Source organism: Pseudomonas sp. Sample_11, assembly GCF_004307505.1.
In the GTDB taxonomy this organism is placed as follows: Bacteria; Pseudomonadota; Gammaproteobacteria; order Pseudomonadales; family Pseudomonadaceae; genus Aquipseudomonas; species Aquipseudomonas atacamensis.
In genome coordinates this window covers 77856-98138 of the sequence record NZ_RCOD01000051.1, presented here as the reverse complement: position 1 = coordinate 98138, position 20283 = coordinate 77856, and the positions used below count along the sequence as shown (strand labels likewise).

At 60.5% G+C, this 20283-nt stretch carries 15 protein-coding genes; 5 read left to right on the top strand and 10 right to left on the bottom strand.

Translation table 11 applies throughout. The annotated features are described in order from the left end of the window. The first annotated feature begins 196 nt into the window (after positions 1-196). From D8U60_RS14975 to D8U60_RS14955, 4 genes are all read left to right on the top strand, one after another. Entirely contained in the window at positions 197-1696 is a 1500-nt protein-coding gene (locus tag D8U60_RS14975) for an efflux transporter outer membrane subunit (RefSeq protein WP_130900388.1), read from the top strand. Between the two features lie 139 nt (positions 1697-1835). Beyond that, entirely contained in the window at positions 1836-4028 is a 2193-nt protein-coding gene (locus D8U60_RS14965) for an FUSC family protein (protein WP_130900387.1), read from the top strand. Further along, entirely contained in the window at positions 4018-4218 is a 201-nt protein-coding gene (locus D8U60_RS14960; RefSeq protein WP_130900386.1) for a DUF1656 domain-containing protein, read from the top strand. Before D8U60_RS14965 ends, D8U60_RS14960 begins: the two co-directional genes overlap by 11 nt. Positions 4219-4228: 10 nt before the next feature. Next, positions 4229-5095 (top strand): HlyD family secretion protein, encoded by an 867-nt coding sequence (locus tag D8U60_RS14955; protein ID WP_073473686.1) that lies wholly within the window; start codon positions 4229-4231, stop codon positions 5093-5095. Positions 5096-5140: 45 nt separating this feature from the next. On the opposite strand, the gene D8U60_RS14950 is transcribed toward D8U60_RS14955, so the two are convergent. From D8U60_RS14950 to D8U60_RS14940, 3 genes are all read right to left on the bottom strand, one after another. After that, on the bottom strand, positions 5141-6436 hold the full coding sequence (locus D8U60_RS14950) for a hypothetical protein (RefSeq protein WP_130900385.1): 1296 nt from the start codon (positions 6434-6436) through the stop codon (positions 5141-5143). 161 nt (positions 6437-6597) lie between these two features. After that, positions 6598-7422: an SDR family oxidoreductase gene (locus D8U60_RS14945; protein ID WP_130900384.1), complete on the bottom strand. Its 825-nt coding sequence runs from the start codon at positions 7420-7422 to the stop codon at positions 6598-6600. Positions 7423-7458: 36 nt separating this feature from the next. Next, positions 7459-7923, bottom strand: a complete 465-nt coding sequence (locus D8U60_RS14940) for a multidrug transporter (protein ID WP_130900383.1) — start codon at positions 7921-7923, stop codon at positions 7459-7461. A gap of 170 nt (positions 7924-8093) precedes the next feature. Here D8U60_RS14940 and D8U60_RS14935 point away from each other — a divergent pair, with 170 nt between their 5' ends. Next, positions 8094-10829, top strand: a complete 2736-nt coding sequence (locus D8U60_RS14935; RefSeq protein WP_177435471.1) for an RHS repeat protein — start codon at positions 8094-8096, stop codon at positions 10827-10829. Between the two features lie 79 nt (positions 10830-10908). Here the strand turns inward: D8U60_RS14935 and D8U60_RS14930 are convergent, their stop codons facing one another. From D8U60_RS14930 to algG, 7 genes are all read right to left on the bottom strand, one after another. Then, a complete protein-coding gene (locus D8U60_RS14930) occupies positions 10909-12360 on the bottom strand; it encodes a mannose-1-phosphate guanylyltransferase/mannose-6-phosphate isomerase (protein WP_024011673.1) in 1452 nt (483 codons plus the stop codon). A gap of 102 nt (positions 12361-12462) precedes the next feature. Next, positions 12463-13119 (bottom strand): alginate O-acetyltransferase AlgF, encoded by a 657-nt coding sequence (locus tag D8U60_RS14925; protein ID WP_016771605.1) that lies wholly within the window; start codon positions 13117-13119, stop codon positions 12463-12465. Between the two features lie 14 nt (positions 13120-13133). Beyond that, on the bottom strand, positions 13134-14306 hold the full coding sequence (locus D8U60_RS14920) for an alginate O-acetyltransferase (RefSeq protein WP_130900382.1): 1173 nt from the start codon (positions 14304-14306) through the stop codon (positions 13134-13136). 10 nt (positions 14307-14316) lie between these two features. Then, positions 14317-15882, bottom strand: a complete 1566-nt coding sequence (locus tag D8U60_RS14915; protein ID WP_024011674.1) for an MBOAT family protein — start codon at positions 15880-15882, stop codon at positions 14317-14319. A 211-nt stretch (positions 15883-16093) separates the two neighbouring features. Further along, positions 16094-17218 carry a mannuronate-specific alginate lyase gene (locus D8U60_RS14910; protein ID WP_024011675.1) on the bottom strand — a complete coding sequence of 375 codons (1125 nt, stop codon included), beginning with the start codon at positions 17216-17218 and terminating at the stop codon, positions 16094-16096. Between the two features lie 8 nt (positions 17219-17226). Further along, entirely contained in the window at positions 17227-18693 is a 1467-nt protein-coding gene (locus D8U60_RS14905; protein ID WP_130900381.1) for an alginate O-acetyltransferase, read from the bottom strand. A gap of 11 nt (positions 18694-18704) precedes the next feature. Then, the gene (gene algG / locus D8U60_RS14900) at positions 18705-20276 is read right to left on the bottom strand and encodes a mannuronan 5-epimerase AlgG (RefSeq protein WP_051600606.1); all 1572 of its coding nucleotides are present in this window, start codon (positions 20274-20276) and stop codon (positions 18705-18707) included. Positions 20277-20283: the final 7 nt, after the last annotated feature.

Genomic DNA, 20283 nt, shown 5'->3' with positions numbered 1-20283 from the left:
TTAACCGTAACAAAGATTCACAGAAATCCCAGCTTATCGCCGCAGAGGCAGCTCCATAGAATTGCGCCGATCCCTGTAGGAGCTGCCGAAGGCTGCGATCTTTTGATGTTGTCTTTAAAAAGATCAAAAGATCGCAGCCTTCGGCAGCTCCTACACAAGTCCCCTCGATTGATCCCTCTCTCAGGAATTCGCAGCTGTGCCGCGTCGCATCAACAGAGCGCTTTTGCCGCTCAGTGTTCTGGCTTTAACCCTGGCTCTCGGCGGCTGCATCTCTACCCAAGGCATTGCCCCTCACGGCGAGGCACTCGCGGCCGATTCACTGGCCACCGACGCGGCCATTGCCGAGGCCGCCAAAGACGCCCATTGGCCCAGCGCCCAATGGTGGCAGGCGTTTGGTGACGCGCAACTTGATCGCTGGATCGACCTCGCCGTGCAAGGCAGCCCGAGCATGGCCATGGCCGCTGCGCGGGTGCGTCAGGCCAAGGCTATGGCCGGTGTTGCCGAAGCGGCTGAGGCGTTGCAGATCAATGGCGAATCGACCCTCAAGCGCCACAACTGGCCGACCGATCAGTTCTACGGCCCCGGCGATCTGGCCAACACCACCACATGGGACAACAACGCCGCGCTCGGCTTCAGCTACGCCCTCGATCTCTGGGGCCGCGAGCGCAATGCCAGTGAACGCGCAGTGGATCTGGCCCATGTGAGTGTGGCCGAGGCGCGCCTGGCGCAACTGGAACTGCAGAACAACATCGTCCGCGCCTACATCGAGCTGTCGCTGCATTACGCCCAGCGCGACATCGTTGCCGCAATGCTCAAACAGCAACAGCAGATTCTCGATCTGGCGCAGAAGCGTTTGAGCGGTGGCATCGGCACGCATTTCGAAGTCAGCCAGGCCGAAACGCCGTTGCCGGAAACCCATCGCCAACTCGATGCGCTGGACGAGGAAATTGCCCTGAGCCGCAACCAGATTGCTGCGCTGGCCGGTAAAGGCCCGGGCGCCGCTGCGCAACTGCAACGGCCGACGCTGTCCCTCGCGGCACCGTTGAAGTTGCCCTCGGCATTGCCCGCCGAACTGCTCGGCCAGCGTCCGGACGTGGTCGCCAGTCGCTGGCAAGTGGCGGCGCAGGCGCGCGGCATCGATGTCGCCCACGGCGGTTTCTACCCCAACGTCGATCTGGTCGGTAGCCTCGGCTACATGGCCACGGGCGGCGGCGCGCTGGAGTTTCTGACCGGCAAGAAACTCAACTATAACGTCGGCCCGGCGATCTCGTTGCCGATCTTCGACGGCGGTCGACTGCGTGGCGAATTGGGCGAAGCGGCGGCCGGTTATGACATCGCCGTGGCGCACTACAACCAGACCCTGATCAACGCGCTGAAGAACATTTCCGATCAGTTGATCCGCCGCGAGTCGATGGACAAGCAGCAGGACTTCGCTGCCGAGTCCGTTGCCGCAGCGCAGAAGACTTACGACATCGCGATGATCGCCTATCAACGCGGCCTCACCGATTACCTCAATGTGCTGAATGCGCAGACCTTGCTGTTCAAGCAACAGCAAGTGCAGCAGCAGGTCCAGGCGGCGCGCTTGAGTGCGCATGCCGAATTGGTGACGGCATTGGGTGGCGGCCTCGGTGCCGGTGATGACGTGCCGACAGCCGAGCAGACCCAAGCCCCGAAAACCCCGGCGCTGCTGCGGTGAACACAGCGTCCATTGTGGGAGCGAGCCTGCTCGCGAAGAGGGCGTATCAGTCAATGAACATGTTGCCTGACACGCTGCTTTCGCGAGCAGGCTCGCTCCCACAGGTTTCGAGTCCGCATTGCATGCCTGAGTATTTTCAATGACCTCCTTGCCCGCCCCTCTACGCTGGCTCCACTCCCTGGAATGGCGTCGCGGTTTTTTCGACTGGGCACGCAGCGATGGCGTGACCTGGGTGTATATCTTCAAGGTGTTGCTCGCCGCGTTTCTCACCCTGTGGCTGGCGATGCGTCTGGAACTTCCGCAACCGCGTACGGCGATGATCACGGTGTTTATCGTCATGCAGCCGCAGAGCGGTCAGGTGTTCGCCAAGAGTTTCTATCGCTTGCTCGGCACGCTGGCCGGGTCGGCGATGATGGTCACGCTGATCGCTTTGTTCGCGCAGAACACCGAATTGTTTCTCGGCTCGCTGGCGATCTGGGTCGGCATCTGCTCGGCCGGTGCCGCACGTTGCCGCAATTTTCGCGCCTACGGTTTTGTGCTCGCCGGTTACACCGCAGCGATGGTCGGTCTGCCGGCGCTGGCGCACCCGGACGGCGCCTTTATGGCGGCGGTGTGGCGGGTGCTGGAGATCTCGCTGGGGATTCTCTGTTCGACGCTGATCAGCGCGGCGATTCTGCCGCAGACCGCCAGCGCGGCGATGCGCAATGCCTTGTATCAGCGCTTCGGTGTGTTCGCCCTGTTCGTCACCGACGGCTTGCGCGGGCGCAGCAAAGCCGAGGCGTTCGAAGCCAGCAACGTGCGCTTCATTGCCGAAGCCGTCGGCCTGGAAGGGCTGCGCAGTGTGACCGTGTTCGAAGACCCGCACATGCGCCGGCGCAACGGTCGTCTGAGTCGTTTGAACAGCGAGTTCATGGGCATCACCACGCGCTTCAACGCCTTGCATCAGTTGCTTGAACGCCTGCGCGGCAATGGCGAAGAGCATGTCGTGGCGGCGATCAAACCGGGCTTGCAGGACCTCGCCGAAGTGCTCGACAGCTTCAGCGGTCGCGCCCTGACCAGTCCCGATGCGGCACGTTTGGCGACCGCGTTGGCCACCTACAAGGAAGGTCTGCCGGCACGTGTCCGAACCCTGCGCGGGATCTTTCAGGACACTGCTCCGAGCGAAGCCGAACAACTGGATTTCCACACCGCCTACGAATTGCTCTACCGCTTCGTCGATGACCTGCACAGCTATGCACAGACCCACGCGTCCCTGGCCGAGCACCGCCACGAACGCGAGCGCTGGGACGAGCCCTTCACCCCGCAAACCAACTGGTGGGCCGCAGCCGCGTCGGGAATTCGTGCCTCGTTCATCCTGATTGTGTTGGGCAGTTATTGGGTCGCCACCGCGTGGCCGAGCGGGGCGACCATGACCCTGATCGCCGCCGCCACCGTCGGCCTTTCCGCCGCCACACCGAACCCCAAACGCATGGCCTTTCAAATGGCCTGCGGCACGTTTCTCGGTGCACTGATCGGCTTCGTCGAGATGTTTTTCATCTTCCCGTTGATCGACGGTTTCCCCTTGCTCTGCGTGATGCTCGCGCCGGTGATCGTGCTCGGTTCGTTCCTCGCTTCACGACCGCAATACGCCGGTGTCGGCCTCGGGTTGTTGATCTTTTTCAGCACCGGTTCAGTGCCGGACAATCTCACGATTTACAACCCCTACACCTTCATCAACGACTACATCGCCATGGTCATGGGCATGCTCGTCTGTGCCGCAGCGGGGGCGATCATTCTGCCGCCGAACAGTCGCTGGCTGTGGCAGCGCCTGGAGCAGGACTTGCGTGGCCAAGTGGTCTACGCGATCAGCGGCAAACTCAAGGGCCTGGCCTCGCGTTTCGAGAGCCGCACCCGCGATCTGCTGCATCAGGCCTATGGCCTCGCGGCAGGGCAACCGAAAGTGCAAAAAAGCCTGCTGCGCTGGATGTTCGTGGTGCTCGAAGTCGGCCACGCGATCATCGAATTGCGCAAGGAACAGGCGATCCTGCCGGTGCACCCGGCGTATGCCGAATCGCAGCCGTGGCGCCAGGCAATCCGCGTGATGGGGCGTGCGCTGGTGCGCCTGTTTCTGCAGCCGAACGCGAGCAATCTCGAACGCGCACTGGTGGCCGTCGACCACGCGATCAGCCGCGTCGCCGCCACCGACGAGCCGTTCGCGCCGCACTTCGATACCTCCGCGTTGCGCCGGGTGAAAAGCTACCTGCACTTCATCCGCACCTCGCTGCTCGACCCGCAATCACCCCTCGCCGAATTCGCTACTGCCAGGCCCGAAGGACTCGCCCATGCCTCGTGAAATCGCCTTCCACGGCGTGTACATGCCGACCATGACCCTGATGTTTTTCATTGCTGCGGGACTGGCCTGGGCAGTTGACCGCTTCCTCTCGGGGTTCGACATGTACCGTTTTTTCTGGCACCCGGCGCTGCTGCGTCTGAGCCTGTTTACCTGTCTGTTCGGCGCCATGGCGCTGACTGTCTACCGTTGAGAACATCTTGATGAAAAAGTTTTTCAGCCTGCTCGCGACCCTGCTGGTTCTGGCCCTGGCGCTGTGGATCGGCCGCACGTTGTGGGAGCACTACATGAACACGCCGTGGACCCGCGATGGTCGCGTGCGTGCCGACATCATCAACGTCGCCGCCGACGTCACCGGCGAAGTGGTCGAAGTGCCGGTGCGCGACAACCAGTTGGTGAAGAAGGGCGATCTGCTGATGCGCATCGACCCCGAGCACTATCGCATCGCAGTCAAGCAGGCGCAGTCCCTGGTGGCTTCGCGCAAGTCGACCTGGGAAATGCGCAAGGTCAACGCGCACCGCCGCGCCGACCTCGACAATCTGGTGATCTCCAAAGAGAACCGCGACGACGCCAGCAACATCGCCGACGCTGCGCTGGCCGATTACCAACACGCCCAGGCGCAATTGGAAGCCGCCGAACTCAACCTCAAACGCACCGAAGTGCGTGCGGCGGTGGACGGCTACGTGACCAACCTCAATGTGCATCGCGGCGACTACGCGCGCATTGGCGAGGCGAAGATGGCCGTGGTCGACATGAATTCATTTTGGGTTTACGGCTTTTTCGAAGAAACCAAACTGCCTCACGTCAAAGTGGGTGACCAAGCCGACATGCAATTGATGAGCGGCGAAGTGCTCAAGGGCCATGTCGAAAGCATTTCGCGCGGGATTTACGACCGCGACAACCCTGAAAGCCGCGAGCTGATTGCCGATGTGAATCCGACGTTCAACTGGGTGCGGTTGGCTCAGCGGGTGCCGGTAAGGATTCACATTGATGAGGTGCCGGCGGGGGTGTTGCTGGCGGCGGGAATTACTTGCACGGTAGTGGTGAAGCAGGACCTGGCAGACAATTGATTGACCGGGTCGCCCTTGAACCGGGCGACGCGGTGATCCTGCCACCTACTGAGCAATGTTGTAGCGATACAGACAACCCAGAGGATTTTCTGGATTGATGTTGAGGGCAACAATCAATTTGCCAGGGTCCTGCTGATAATGAAGCCTGGAGAGAGAGTCGGTGGTCTCCTCGCGAGGGATGACGCCACCCGCGTCTGAAAAATCGGAGTTGTAGCCACCGCTGCGTGCTTTCACACAGGCAATATAATTGCCCTTCTCGTCTCCACCAGAAACTACGATGTTATCAGCGAAAGGAACATGGTCCGCCCAGTTGACTCGCCTGTCGCTGCCGAGATCTGCTGGAAGCGGCATGATATTCGGACTGCCGAAAACGTCGAAATCGGGCTTACCTTCTTCATCGAAGGCGATCAACATGCCGTATCGCTCACTCAAGGCGTTGCCCATGTTGGTGTAGCCGGATGCCGTGAACCTATTGGGGGCTCGCTGTCTCACAGTATTGAGTTCGGCACCCCTGGAGTTGTACCGGACTACCAGAACTCCGGGTCTTTCCGGGTGACCGAAATTCTCATGGGGCGCGCCACTGTCTGAATTCAACATCACGACGAGACCGTCCGTGTTCACGTCGGGCTCGTATTTTTCGTAGCCTGCAAATAACAACAGCCCATTGTCGAGCACGCAACCGTCGCTGAGTGAGGTCGATGCATGCCGCAGCCTGTGCTTTATTTCAACTCGGCCATCTGTGCCGAATGCCTTTACGGGTGCTCCCTGCGCATCGAACTTGTACAGGTGCGCCCTGAGCACGGCAGGCGTGTGGTAATCAACGCCGACAATCACGCTGCCGTCGGGTAACGCGAACACGAATGCCGGGCCTTTTTTCGTAAGCCGTTGTGTGTTTGGGGGATCGATGATGACTTGGCCATTGTCGCCAAAGCTGCTCACTCGATTGCCTTTGCTGTCGAGGCAGAGAATCGCGGGGCTAACCTCGCTCGACTTCCCATTGGTTGTGCTGCCCGCCATGAACAGCCGCCCATCGGCACCTTCTGCAATAGGCCCGCCAGAGGCCTGCTCATTGGCCAGGAACGAACCCATGACACGCCCTTCGACACCGAACGCCAGGTCTACGGCACCCAAGTGGTTCAGCTTGGAAATGAAGAAGGAGCTATTGTCGAAGGTACTGGTAACCAGCAACGATTTATCGCGCAGCAGCGTCGATCCGGTGAGGGGCCGGGACTTCGCCGGGTCGTCCTGAAATATATCGTCAAGTTGAAGTTTGCCTTCACCGCTTCCCCATGTAGCGTCGATTGTTGCCCTGATGTTCGTGGCCTTCTTAGCGGTTGTCATATACGTCCCTGCGCGGTTGTCGTGAGGTCGGTTTACTCGCCGGGCTTTAACTCAGCCTCAACACCGTTCACCTGGCTTGAACTCACGATAGGCCTTCCTTTAGAGGGCGCCTACTGTCAACTCTGACAGGTCGGGATACCGCTCGTCGCAACAACTGGGTATCAGAGCTTTGCGCGCAATCCGAAGCGCTTCATCAACGTCGATTCAAGCAAACCCTTCGGCAACAACGCCGCCAGCAACGGCAACGCCCGACTGCCGTTGCCGATGCGAACCAGCCGTGGCGGCTTGCTCTGCCGCACCGCTTTCAACAGCTCGGCAGCAAACTCACTGGCCGGGGTGGGTTTGTCCTGCGATGCCTTGGCCCGTGCCCGAATGCCTTCACGCAATGGAAACCACGGCGATTGCTCGTTGATCAATAGCTCGGCTTCATGTCCGGCATTCTTCGCAAAACTCGATTCGATCGCGCCGGGCTGGACTTCCATCACACGAATGCCAAACGGTGCCAGTTCCATGCGCAAGGCATCGCTCAACGCGTGTACCGCCGCTTTCGAAGCGCAGTAGGTGCCGGCAAATGGCGTGACCAGCACACCTGACACGCTGCCGATATTCACCACCAGCCCCCTGGCCCGACGCAGCAGCGGAAACAACGCGCGGGTGACGCCGACAATCGAAAACACGTTGGTCTCGAACTGGCGCTGCATCGCCTGCACGCCGCCGTCGAGCAGTGGCCCCATCGCGCCGTAACCGGCGTTGTTGATCAGTACATCAAGGCCGCCATGTTGCTGGTTCAGACGCTCGGCGAGTTGTTCCAGCGCGGCGCCATCGTTGACGTCCAGCTGAATCGCGGTGAAACCGGCGGCGCTGAGCGCAGCGACGTCTTCAGTCTTGCGCGCACTGGCCCAGACTTCGTAGCCGGCGGCTTTGAACGCGTCGGCGAGGGCGCGGCCGATGCCGCTGGAACAACCGGTAATCAACGCAACGGGCATGGCGCATTCCTTGTGCAAAAAAGTCGGGGGAGGGGATCAGTCGGCAAAACTACCCTGCAAATGCTCGGCGCGAAACTCCAGGGTTTGCGGGCGATAGCCGGAACGCAGCGGCGGCAAGGGCAAACAATCTTCCCAGGTCGCGCCGGCCTGCAGTTCGCCGGGGCCGCGATAGCGCGGGGCGGTGTATTGATTGTCGGCCAGATTGACCGTATCGCCCGGCGCGTACGCGGCGACGCGCCAACGCAGTTCGGTCAGCGGCACATCGTTACCGTTGTTCATTTTCAATTGCAGTGGACGGTCGGCCGGACATTGTTCGGGAGCATAGGCAATGCGCAGTTCCAGGCGCGCCAGTTGTTTGATCTCGCGGTTGTCCAGCCACACCACCCACATGGCTACGAAGCCCAGGCCGATGGCAGCGGCCACCGACACCGGCAAGGCCTTGGCCGGATAGCGCAGCAGCAGGATCAGCCAGGTAATGACCAGCAGGATGCCGATGAACATGCGGGAACGCTCCGTGAGTGAGTGAGCTTCATCCTACCGAAGGCGTCGCACAATGGATATTCGGAGCGGCAACAAGCCTGCCGTTGGTCGGGACTGTAATTTCTGACAGTAGGCATCCACGTCCGGGCTTGCTCTCATGAGCGAAGGGCACACTGGGACGTTGACGCACTATGGGCATCCACCGCAATACGCCAACGCTTGCCGTGAACGATCCGCGCGGTTTGGCCATCCTCAACGTCAACTACTGGCGCGCCGATGCGGCGCTGGCAAGTGAGCCCCGAATCGAGCGGACGTTGCGGGACGTTGCCGGGCGTGTAGTCAAACAATGGGATGCGCGATTGTGGGCGTTGCAGGTGATCGATCCGCGAGCGCCCGCCAGCCTCACCACCACCCATGCCTTGAACGATATCGCGCTGCGCTCGGACAGTAGCGATGCGGGAGTTCAGGTCCGGTTGCCGGGATTGGCCGGCCAGACGCTGTTCAACTGGGACAGCCGTGGCACATGCCGCGAGATTGCATACGATGACTTGCTGCGCCCTGTCGCGGTGTTCGAAGAAGGCACAGGCGTACCTCGCCGCTGCGCCGAGCGTTTTGCCTATGGCCGGCCCGGCTTTGGCGAGCCGCTGCGCAATCAGCTCGGTCAGTTGATCCGGCATGACGATCCGGCCGGTAGCGTCCTGTTCGAGCAATTCGCAATCACCGGCCAGTGTTGTGAAAACACCCGACACTTCGCGCTCGATCCGGTTGTGCCGGATTGGCCAGATGCTGACGTTGAGTGCAAGGTACCGCTGGAGTCCGAAGGGGCAACCACGCAATGGCGCTTTTCAGCGCAGGGCTCCGTGCTGGAACAGGTGGATGCCGCTGGTCATCGGCAGGTATTCGCGCTGACTCACGACGGACGATTACGCGGGGTTGATCTACGGCTCAGGTATCAGACTTCAGACCATCCTGTGGTCAGTGATATTCGGTACAACGCCGAAGGTCAGGTGACCCAGGAGCTGGCAGGTAACGGCGTTCTGACCACGCTGAGCTACCGCCCTGAAGACGGCCGTCTGCTCATGCGTCATGCTCAGGATCAAGAGGGCAACGTTTGGCAGGACCTGTTGTATGCCTATGACCCGATGGGCAATGTGCTGAGCATCGAAGACCAGGCATTGCCGGTGCGCTGGTTCGCCAACCAGCGCATCGAGCCGGTCAGTCGCTACCGCTATGACAGCCTTTGCCAGTTGACTCACGCCACTGGCTGGGAGGCCGGCGCTGCCGGTGGCGGGCCGACCGCTGTCGCCAACTACAGCCAGAGTTATCGTTATGACGCCGCCGGCAATTTGCTCGAGCTGACTCACGTTGGCCCACAGAATCCAGGTCATCAATTGCAGGCCGCGCGCTACAGCAATCGTTGCTTGCCATGGCATGACGGTAAGCCGCCATCTGAGTCCCAGATCGCTGAGGCGTTCGATGCGCGAGGCAATTTGCTGTTACTGGATCAAGGACGCCGGTTGCAGTGGAATCTGCGGAACCAGCTGAACTCGGTGGTGCTCGTGCTGCGCGTATCAGGCGCCGATGATTGTGAAAACTATCTCTACGACGGCGCCGGTCAGCGGGTATTGAAAACGCGTTCGTCACGCACGGCTGCGCGCAGTCTTCTTGCACAGGTGCGGTATCTGCCAGCGCTGGAGTTACGCACCGACACTGGCACCGGAGAAAGCCTGCAAGTGCTCACCGTGCAGACCGGACTCAACACCGTACGCGTCCTGCATTGGCAAAGCCCACCGCCGACCGGCCTGAATAATCTCTACCGATACAATTTCAAAGATCACCTGGGTTCGATCAGTGTTGAGCTGGACGCCGATGCGCGGCTGATCAGCCGCGAACATTTTTATCCGTTTGGCGCGACGGCGTGGGCCAAGGAGCCCGACGTCAGCTACAAGACCGCGCGCTATTCGGGAAAGGAACGTGATGCCACGGGGCTTTATTACTTTGGGTTTCGCTATTACGTGCCGTGGCTGCAACGCTGGTTGAATACCGATCCTGGCGGGGCGATCGACGGTCATAATCGCTATCGCGCGATGCGCAATAACCCAGTCACTTACAGAGACAGCGACGGGCGCAAGCCCGACAAGCATGCTCCCGATCGGGTGTACCACGATCTTGCCGACCAGAAACTGGTCAATCCCGTGCAAGCCGCCGGCATGCAGCCAGTGCGCCGTTACTTCGCGAATGACCCCAATCCCGACGTCCAGGCCTATCGCCGCGAAATACCGGTAGCGCTGGCAGAGCTGGGAGCCCGGGACAACTCCGTGCTCAACACACATCAGGCACATGTCATTGCCGCCGCGCGGACGCACACCGCGCCACCTTCGGGGGCCGTGCTGTACCACTCCGGTGAATTCGTTTCTTCGACAATGAATCGGGTGTTGGGGGAGGAGACCACCAGCCGGATCATGGGACCCATGTCCGTTGCGTTCAACAGCCCTGTCGAAGAACCGCAAGTGCTTGCAGCCAGGCGCGGTGCCGTGGCCAAAGGCTTCCAGATCGGCGGAAATCTGCTGATGCACGCCGCTAACCCCGCAGTTCAGTTGGTGGGCTCACTGAGTGTGGCAATGGGCAATGCCATGCAGGTTTCCGAGGCTCAGACGCGGATCCAGTACAAACTGCTCAGCACACCCGTTGCCGTGCCTCTTGCCATCTCCTCGAACAGTCCGGCGGTCGACTTGCAGTCCTTCAATCGATCGACCCGGCGGCAGCCGTTGTTTGCAGAACTGGAATCAACACCGACACCGTTGGCGCAGCAACTGTTTGCAGCCGCGTTTACACAGGGTCCCGCGGGGCTGGCGCAGGGGACGGAAGGCGAGTCGGTCGATGAAGATTCACCGCTGGCGAGACGCCGCAATTCAGTCTTCGGCTAGACAAAAAAAGCCCCCGCCCAGCCCGCTGCGGATAGGGAACGCAACGGGCTGGACGAGGGCTTCTCGTTTTAGTGATCGATTACTGCGCGATGGTCTTCACCGACACGCCGCGTTCGATCGGGGTGGAGCGGCCGTAGATATCTTCGAAACGTTCGATATCGTCTTCACCCAAGTACGAACCCGACTGCACTTCGATGATTTCCAGCGGGATCTTGCCCGGGTTGCGCAGGCGATGCACCGAGGCGATCGGGATGTAGGTCGACTGGTTTTCGGTGAGCAGGAACACGTTCTCGTCGCAGGTCACTTCGGCGGTGCCGCTGACCACGATCCAGTGTTCGGCGCGGTGGTGGTGCATCTGCAGCGACAGGCACGCGCCCGGCTTGACCGAGATGTGCTTGACCTGGAAACGCCCGCCCATGTCCACCGAGTCGTACGAGCCCCACGGACGATAGACTTCGCAGTGGTTCTGGGTTTCGCTGCGGCCCTGGGCATTGAGGGTGTTGACCATCTGCTTGACGCCCTGGACCTTGTCCTTGTGGGCAATCATCATCGCGTCCTTGGTTTCGACCACGACGATGTTTTCCAGACCGATCACCGAGACCAGTTTGCCGTTGCCGTGGATCATGCAGTTCTTGCTGTCCTGGATGACCACGTCGCCTTTGCTGACGTTGCCGTTGGCGTCTTTCTCGTTGACTTCCCACAGCGACGACCAGCAGCCGACATCGCTCCAGCCGGCGGTCAGCGGCACCACGCAGGCGCGCTGGGTTTTTTCCATCACCGAGTAGTCGATGGAGTTGTCCGGGCAGCAGGCGAAGGTGGCTTCGTCGAAGGTGATGGTGTCAGCGTCCTGCTGGCTGCGCTCAAGGGTCAGCAGGCAGGTGTCGTAGATGTCCGGATCGTGCTTTTTCAGTTCTTCGAGGAAGCGGCTGGCGCGGAACAGGAACATGCCGCTGTTCCAGTAGTAACCGCCGGATTCGACGTACTCGGTGGCGCGCTTGACGTCCGGTTTTTCGACGAAGTGCGAGACGCGGCTGACGCCTTCAGGCAGCAGCGAATCAGCGGTGGATTTGATGTAGCCGTAGCCGGTTTCCGGTTTGGTTGCCGGTACGCCGAACAGGACCATCTCGCCGTTCTCGGCTGCGACAGTCGCCAGGGCCAGCGCACGTTGCAGGGCTTTCTGGTCTTCCAGCACGTGGTCGGCCGGCAGCACCAGCATCAGTTCGTCGCGGCCTTCATTGACCAGCATCATCGCGGTCAGGGCCACGGCCGGCGACGTGTTGCGGCCGAACGGTTCCATCAGGATGCGCTGGCATTCCAGATTGCGCGCGGCCAGTTGCTCGTTGACGATGAAACGGTGCTCTTTGTTGCAGACCACGATCGGGGTGTCCATGCCTTCGAACACCAGACGCTCGAGGGTTTGCTGGAACAGTGTGTGTTCGCCGGTCAGGGCGAGGAATTGCTTGGGGAACTGCTTACGCGAAAGAGGCCACAGACGCGAACCGCTACCACCTGACAAGATCACCGGAATCATAGTGTTTACTCCATAAAATGCAGTTGAGAGCTGCAAGCTGCAAGTGGTGAGTTAGAAGCACTTCACTTGCAGCTTGAAGCTAGTAGCTGATAGCTCGAGCGATTAGCGAGTCGACACCGGGCGTTTCACCCAGACTGGCGACAGGTTGCTGCCGTTGCCGGTGACGTACAGCACGGCTGCCTCACCACGCTCCAGAGCGACCGGTTTCACGTCGCCGACTTTCTTGTCGCCTTCGTACAGCGCCAGGCTGACTTTCACCGGGTTGATTTCACGTTCGCCACGGCCCTTGGCTGCCACGTTCGGCACCACTTCGGTCTTGCCGTCGGCGGTTTTCAGGGTCAGCGGTTTGTCGCTGAGGTTCTGTACACGAACCAGGGATTTCTGCTTGTTCTTGAACGGCGGCTCTTCGATCAGTTGTGGCGCGCCGGAAGCGTTGTTGACCAGGGTGTAGTAGTGGTCACCTGCCAGTTTCACCGGCAGGGTCTGGCTGCCGACCTTGGCGCTGTAGTCGCCGCCCGGCATGAAGCTGAAATCGCTGCTGGCCAATGGCGCGATATCGCTCAGGTTGGTGCTGCCGACGGTCGCGCTGACCTCAGCGTTGCTGGCGTTGTAGACACGCACGAAGGTCGAGCCTTTCGGTGCGGTCGGGCCGTACAGCGCGGCGTCGCCGCCGGCGAAGGCTGGGACGGAAAGTACGCTGAGGCCAGCAACCAGTGCGAAGCTTTTAGCGAGACGACGAGGAGTAGTAGTGAAAGTCATGGTGTACCTCTCTTTCAGTTTTGCGCCCGATCGGGCGTCTCGGATTTAGTGTTGATGGCTACGTTTTGTTGGCGGGCGCCGGCTTGTTTAAGCTCTGCGACCCACTGCGGGTCGGCGTCGCCGATTTCGTTGTTCACAGGCAGATATCGTTCAGGAAACTCCCAGATCAGCACTTGTGGCGGGCTGTTCTTGAAGTCATCGCTTTTCAGGTAGCTGAGCATCGGCAGAATCGGGCCATGGCCGTCTTCGGCGTAGTTGACGACGTCGCTGTGCAGCGCTTGTTTGAGCGCACCGACGAAGTTCCAGTTGGGGTTGGCGCTGTAGCTGGTGCCGATCAGCGCGACCGGTACTTCGCTGTTGGCGAACAGGGCGTCGTCACCGGCAGGCTGCTCGGCGGCCACGGTGTTGCGTTTGAGCAACGGCTCAGGCGCCGGCATCATGTTTTCGAACAGCGGATCGAGCGGCAGGAACAGACGCAGATCGCCCTTGTGCGTGACCTTCTCTGCTGGCGTGGTAACGAAGCGCTGTGGCTCGCCGCTCAGCGGGAATTTCTCGGCAATGGTTTTCGCCAGCGTGTTGGCGGCGATCTCGGCGCCTTCCGGCGTCCAGTGGGTGTCGGTGCGCAGGAACACTTGCTCACCGTTCTGCTTGGCCTGTTGCAGCGGGCCGAGCAGGTCAGGGGCGAGGATCTTGTCGGCGGCGACACGGGCGTGGAAATCCTGATACAGGTTCTGGTGAATGCTCGAAGGCTTCACTTCATCCAGATGCTCCGGATACAGACGCACCTTGGCCGGGACGATCGCCATCACCAGTTTCACGCCTTTCTCTTTCAGGGTCTGGCGCACGCCTTCGACCAGCGCGTAGTTGCCTTGCAGGTTCTGCTGTTCGTTGACGATCGGGTTGAATTCCTCATCGCTGTACAACCACTGGTCGCGGCCGAGCACGACGCCCGGACGACCTTCGTTGAACAGTTTGAAATCCAGCGCGGCCCAGAGGTTGGTGCCCAGGCGCTTGATCGGGAATTCATCGTCGTAGTGGGTTTCCACCGCCTTGGTCCAGCGGCCATTGAGCACCGTCGCGTCGGCGTTGGTGCTGAAGCCGAAGAAGCTGCGAATCGACCACAGACCGAGGACCAACAGCGTCACCAGGAACAGGGCGATGTAGAAGATGCGTAATGAGCGGGTCATGTCAGATCCCTCAGAACTGGAAGTAAAGGAACGGCGAGAAGCTTTGCGCCGAGAGTTTGAGAATCGAGGCGATGAACAGCAGCAGGATCAGCCCGCGCATCACGTAGCGCGACCAGTCGGCGGTCCAGTAGGCCGGTTGCACCTGGGCTTCGACGCCGACGGTGTAGCCAGGTTCGTGGATGCTCGCCGGATTTTCCCCAGGCGCTGCCTTGATCATTCCCGGCGTCGCCGTGGCAGGGCCATCGGCCTCGACGTTGACTTCCGGTTTGGTCTTGGCTGGCGGCTGATTGGTGTACAGATCACGCAGGCCGAAGAACGCCAGGGTCACGTAAGCCACCACCAGAGTCGCCACTTGCAGACCGGTGAGGCTGGCCTGATTGAGTTCCGACAGCGACCAGTCGCCGAAGCTGAACATTGCACCGTACATGCGCCCGGCAACGTGCAGGTTCTCGGCACGGAAGATCACCCAGCCCATCACTACCAGCAGGAAAGTCAGTGCCCAGCGGATCGGGTTGAGGCTGCGCGGCGAAGTGTTCAGGCCGAGCATTTTTTCGATCGCCAGCCACATGCCGTGCCAGGCGCCCCAGATGATGTAAGTGATGTTCGCGCCGTGCCACAGACCGCCCAGAAGCATGGTCAGGAACAGGTTGCGATAGGTCATCAGCGTGCCTTTACGGTTACCGCCCAGGGTGATGTACAGGTAGTCACGCAGCCAGGTGGAGAGGCTGATGTGCCAGCGGCGCCAGAACTCGGTGATCGACTGGCTGATGTACGGCTGTTTGAAGTTTTCCATGAAGCGGAAACCCATCATCAAGCCCAGGCCGATGGCCATGTCGCTGTAACCGGAGAAGTCGAAATACAGCTGCGCGGTGTACGCCAGCGCACCGAGCCAGGCATCACCCGTGGTCGGGTTCTGCAGGGCGAAGCAATGGTCGGCGACCACGGCGAGGGTGTCGGCGATGAAGACCTTCTTGATGAAACCCTGCATGAACCGCGTGCAGCCCTCGGAGAACTTGTCGAGGGTGTGCGTGCGGTTGTTGAACTGATCGGCGAGGTCGCGGAAGCGCAGAACCGGGCCGGCAATCAGGTGCGGGAAGATCGCCACGAATGCCGCGAAGTCGATCAGGTTGCGCGTGGCCGGCGTGTCGCCACGGTACACGTCGATGATGTAGCTGATCGATTCGAAAATGTAGAACGAAATACCGATCGGCAGCAGCACGTGGGTGAGGATGAACGGCTCGAGACCGAACGAAGTCATGATCTCGTTGATGCTGTCGACACCGAAGTTGGCGTACTTGAAGTAGCCGAGGATGCACAGGTCGACGGCCACGCCGAGCAGCAGCCAGCGCTGCGCCGGTTTGGTTCGCACGCCGGCAGCACCGACCTTGAGGCCGATCCAGTAGTTCCACAGCGTGACCGCTGCGAACAGCGCGAGGAAGTCCACTCGCCACCAGGCGTAGAACACGTAGCTGGCGATCAGCAGCAGCAGGTTGCGATAGCGTTGCCCGCTCAGGTAGTACAAGCCGAGAAAGATCGGCAAGAACAGAAACAGGAACACGTTGGATGAAAATACCATCCCGATCTCTCCATGTTTGAACCAACAGTCAAGGGCCAAAGCCCCCCCAAACCCCCCGTGGTAGTGGAGGGGTGAAACAGTCCTGCGATCGTTCCCACGCTCTGCGTGGGAATGCCTCAATGGACGCTCTGCGTCCGCTTCGGCATGGGACGCGGAGCGTCCCGGGCTGCATTCCCACGCGGAGCGTGGGAACGATCAGCCATCAGTGTTTTCAGGAACCCTTGTTGCCCTTTTCATGCGACGGGTCGTAGACCTTGGTCAGGTCGCCGCCAAGACGGAAGGTCTTGAACGGTTGCATGTCGCGCTTCTTCTCGATCACATCCGGCGCACAGGTGTAGAGGGTGCAGAACGGTTCGAGCCAGGCGAATTTCATGTCCTCTTTCAGGTCAGTCATGTCCTGCTTTTTGCCGTTCTTTTCTTCGAACTCGTCAGGGTCCTTCACGCCGGCCAATACACGGTCACCGAGACGCTTCAGTGCGCCATTGTTTTCCTGACGCAGATCGACACCGTTGACCTGGGCGAAACTGGCGATCATCGCCAGCGGCGGCAGGGCGTAGTTGTGATAGGCGAGGGCGCGTTGCTGGCGCTTGAGCTCGTTGGGCAGGAAGCCGTCGGCATCGACTTGATTGACGCCGACCTTGTATTCCTTGACGGCCCAGTCGAACAGGTCGCGGCGGTTGGTGGCGACGGCGGTGGCCATCACCGACCAGGCGGCCCAGTACGAGTGGTTGTTGGTTTTTTCCAGCGGCAGGTTGTCCCAGTCGCTGACCACCTGATCAGCCATTTTGCTGAACCAGGCTTCGATCAACTGCGCTTCCTGCTGGTGCTGGGCCAGCGGATGCGAGTCGGAGAACTTCAGGCGAATGTACGAAGACGCCATGCTGCCCAGTGCCCATTTGCGCATCGACTTGCCGGTGTGGTTGAAGTCTTTGGACATCAACGCGTCAGCCTTGGCCCATGCGGTCAGCCAGTTGAGCGTGCATTCGAGCTGCTCCGGGCGACCGTCGCGCATGAACTGCATGACGCGCTTGGCGGTGCCGCGTTCCAGCGTGGTGATGTCTTTGGTGGTGTCGCGAAAGGCTTTTTCCGACTGCACGTTCAGCGTCGCGCGGGCCTTGTCCGAACCTTCGTACTTGCTGCGAAATTGCAGCGGACCGGTGTACGGCGCCGGCATCGCGTCACAGCCGTCGCTCTTGTCACCGGTCTTGAATTTATCCACCGGGGCGAAGTAGCCCTGCGGTGGACGCAATGGCGCGGCAGCCTGAGTTGCCCCGGCGAACATCGCCAGGCTCAGTAGTGTCGGTGCCAACAGGTTTTTCAGTTTCGGATTTCGCATAGCAGACCTCATTGCCCGAGCTGCGCGGTCTGTTGACCAGCGCCCGGGAATACGTTGCGTTTGCAGATTTTCGCTTCGACTTTTTGTGGCGCGGCGTCAGGTCCGGCTTCAGGACCCTGGACTTCGACCGCCAGCAGGTTTTGCGAGGCCCAGTCTTCGTCCGTGCGCAGCTCAAAGGCGAAACGACCGTCGGTGTCGGAGGTTTCCGGTTTCTCGATCTTGATGTCCTCGTGGCGACCGTTCATGTACCAGAGGGTGGCTTGCAGGGTTTTCACCGAGGTGTCGGCGAAGCGGATGTCGACCTGATGGTTGGCGTTCTGCAGGTTCAGGTTCTTGCTGTTGACCAGCAGTTCTTGCTTGCTGCCCGGCTTCAGCGTGGCACTGGCGGACATCTGCGCGTCCTTGCCTTCGCAACCGTTATCGAGCAGCGCCATCATCTGGCGATAGATGGTTTCCTGGTCGAGGCGATACAGCGGCGAGAATTCCCAGATGAGAATCTTCGGCGGGGTCTTCTGGAATTCCTCGCTGCCCAGGTATTGCAGCATCGAACCTTCGAAACCGCCGCCGGGGAAGGCCACGTTGAGGATGTCGGCGCCGATGGCTTCTTCGAGGAAACCGGCGAAGTTGTAGTTCTTGCCGCTGTGCGATGTACCGACCAGGGTGATCTGCGGAATGCCGGAATCGCCGAACAGGTCGCCGTCACCGGCCTCGCCTTTCGGCTCGGTAGTGAACTGGTCCATGTACTGGATCGCGTAGCTGGTGCCGCACAGTTGCCCGGCCATATTGTGCAGAGTGCCGGTCTTGCCCATGCGTCCGGAGCGCTTGGTCTCGAATTCACGCTTGGGAATGTCGGCGAAGGCCGGGATCTGCTTGACCTTTTCGGCGACGATTTTTGCCGTGCGCTGGGCACCGTAAGGTGTCCAGTGCTGGTCGCCACGGAAGTAGAAATCGTGGGCGGGCAGGGTGTCCGGCAGCGATTCGTTGGTCAGTGGCGACAGGTCCGGCACCACGTAGCCCATCTTGGCGAAACGGCCAAGCATGGTCTTGTAGTTGCCCAGCGCTTTCTCGTAATCGAACGCGGCTTTTTCCTGCGGGTTGAGCTTGTTGCGGTTCACCAGGCCACGGGTCGGCTGGTAAACGATCACCAGCTCGACGCCTTTGCTTTTGAACGCGTCGTGCAACTGTTGCAGACGCTTGTAGCCGGCCGGCGTGGTGTTGAACTCGGTGCGCAGGTCTTCCTGGGTACGGAACAGCCAGTCGCCCTGAGCCTGTACCAGGGTGGTGAAGTTCTGCTGATAACGCGTGGTGTAGTTCTTCGCGTCATGGGCCGCCGGGCACAGGTTGCAGCACGGCTCGGCGGTGAACTTCGGTGGCGTGACGCTTGCGCCGTCAGCGTCGGCGCGAGCGTTGCCGGCAGCGAGAATGCCGAGGGTCAGGGCCGAGAGGCTGAGCAGTTTGATCATGTGTGGGTGCATAAAAATTATCCTCAGTCCTGCAATTCGGTCTGGCGTTCGACAGGGTCGATCAGCACGGCTTTCTGCTGGCGCACCAACAGATCGAGAATCTCATCCTGGCGCTCGCCGAGGATGCCGTTGAAGCTGATCCCGCTGGACTTGGTCGGCGCCAGCATCGACACGCGATACAGCTCGACACTCAGCGGCGAGTCGATCGACAGCGGGCCGCTGCCATTGGCCGCCAGCTCGCCGCCGACGACGATCAGCGAGACCTGCGCGTCGAACGGGTCGAGCTTTATGTCACGGTCGGTGTCGGTCAGGTCCTTGATGTGGCCGTAGATACCGGTCAGGCCGTTGGTCATGGCAACGTTTTCGTAGAGGCGGATGTTCACGCTGTTACGGATACGAATGCCGTGACGGGTATTGCTGATGACCTTGTTGCCCCACAGCAGGTTGTCGGCGGACTCGTAGAGCGTGATGCCGTCGGTGTGGTTCTTGTAGATCTCGTTGTAGGCAATGATGTTGTTGACGCTGTTACGGTCGATCACCAGGCCCGACAACTTGTTGTCGAAACTCTTGTTGTTGAAGATGAAGCTGTCGTTGACCTCACGGGAAATAATGATCCCGTGCTTCTTCTTCGTGCCGTGAACGGTGTTCTCGGCAATGATCAGACGGTGCGAGCGGTCATGCGGGTCGATGCCGTAGACGATGTTGTCTTTGTAGGTGTTGCCCTTGACCACAAAGTCGCTGGTTTCGTAGCAGTAGAAGCCGTACCACATGTCCGAGAACTCCGAGCCGACGATCCAGCCGGTCGGTTCCGGGCGCTTGAGGACCTTGGCCATGTTCGGCGTGTACTGGGAAATACTCACCCCGTACGACTTACTGTTGGCGTAACCGAAACTGGCCATCTTGCTGTTGACGATGTAGGTCTCGGTGCCGCCCCAGGCGAGCAGGAACGGACGGAATTCCTTCGGCGAACGGAAGGTCGCCGGGCCGTTGTCCTTCTCGCGCCAGCCGGTGACTTTGGTGTCACGCACAAACAGTTTGCCGTCGTTGACCAGGAACGAACCGGCCTCTTGGGACAGGCGCAGTTCCTGGGTCTGACCATCGATTTCGAGGATGCCTTTCTCGCCGACCACGATCGGCAATTTGGCCAGGTACACGCCCGGGGACGTCTCGCTGAAATACTGCTTGGGCAGTTTTTTCGCCAGATCCTTGAGGTTCATGTAGCCGTCGTCGATGAAGATCGCCTGCGGGATGCCGTGCTGACGCACCACCCATTCGGCCATCTTGTTATCGCCGCCGATAAAGTCCTTCAGGGCGTTTTCCTGCATCATCCGGCGCACGCTGATCTTGCCCGGCTTGCTGCGCACGATCTTCGCCGCAGCGGCTTCGGCGGTGAAGCCGGAGAGGTCGGGCAGTGTCGGCTTGGCCAGTTTCAGTGCGTCGGTCGGCGCGCTGCTGACGGTGTAGGTCTTGGCCTGTTGCAGTTCTTTGGCCACGGTCGCAGGTTTCGCCGGTTCAACATTGGCGAAGGCGCCGGCGCTGGCCAGCAGCATCGCGCCGGCCAGCAGGCTGAGTGAGCCTGTTCTGGTGCTGATCATGTCGGGC

What these genes read in the sequence shown, in the direction of transcription:
- D8U60_RS14925 (WP_016771605.1), bottom strand. Translation starts at nt 13,119, where the DNA reads ATGACTTTCACTACTACTCCTCGTCGTCTCGCTAAAAGCTTCGCACTG.
- D8U60_RS14920 (WP_130900382.1), bottom strand. Translation starts at nt 14,306, where the DNA reads ATGACCCGCTCATTACGCATCTTCTACATCGCCCTGTTCCTGGTGACG.
- D8U60_RS14955 (WP_073473686.1), top strand. Translation starts at nt 4,229, where the DNA reads ATGAAAAAGTTTTTCAGCCTGCTCGCGACCCTGCTGGTTCTGGCCCTG.
- D8U60_RS14910 (WP_024011675.1), bottom strand. Translation starts at nt 17,218, where the DNA reads ATGCGAAATCCGAAACTGAAAAACCTGTTGGCACCGACACTACTGAGC.
- D8U60_RS14905 (WP_130900381.1), bottom strand. Translation starts at nt 18,693, where the DNA reads ATGCACCCACACATGATCAAACTGCTCAGCCTCTCGGCCCTGACCCTC.
- D8U60_RS14950 (WP_130900385.1), bottom strand. Translation starts at nt 6,436, where the DNA reads ATGACAACCGCTAAGAAGGCCACGAACATCAGGGCAACAATCGACGCT.
- algG (WP_051600606.1), bottom strand. Translation starts at nt 20,276, where the DNA reads ATGATCAGCACCAGAACAGGCTCACTCAGCCTGCTGGCCGGCGCGATG.
- D8U60_RS14965 (WP_130900387.1), top strand. Translation starts at nt 1,836, where the DNA reads ATGACCTCCTTGCCCGCCCCTCTACGCTGGCTCCACTCCCTGGAATGG.
- D8U60_RS14945 (WP_130900384.1), bottom strand. Translation starts at nt 7,422, where the DNA reads ATGCCCGTTGCGTTGATTACCGGTTGTTCCAGCGGCATCGGCCGCGCC.
- D8U60_RS14915 (WP_024011674.1), bottom strand. Translation starts at nt 15,882, where the DNA reads ATGGTATTTTCATCCAACGTGTTCCTGTTTCTGTTCTTGCCGATCTTT.
- D8U60_RS14935 (WP_177435471.1), top strand. Translation starts at nt 8,094, where the DNA reads ATGGGCATCCACCGCAATACGCCAACGCTTGCCGTGAACGATCCGCGC.
- D8U60_RS14930 (WP_024011673.1), bottom strand. Translation starts at nt 12,360, where the DNA reads ATGATTCCGGTGATCTTGTCAGGTGGTAGCGGTTCGCGTCTGTGGCCT.
- D8U60_RS14940 (WP_130900383.1), bottom strand. Translation starts at nt 7,923, where the DNA reads ATGTTCATCGGCATCCTGCTGGTCATTACCTGGCTGATCCTGCTGCTG.
- D8U60_RS14960 (WP_130900386.1), top strand. Translation starts at nt 4,018, where the DNA reads ATGCCTCGTGAAATCGCCTTCCACGGCGTGTACATGCCGACCATGACC.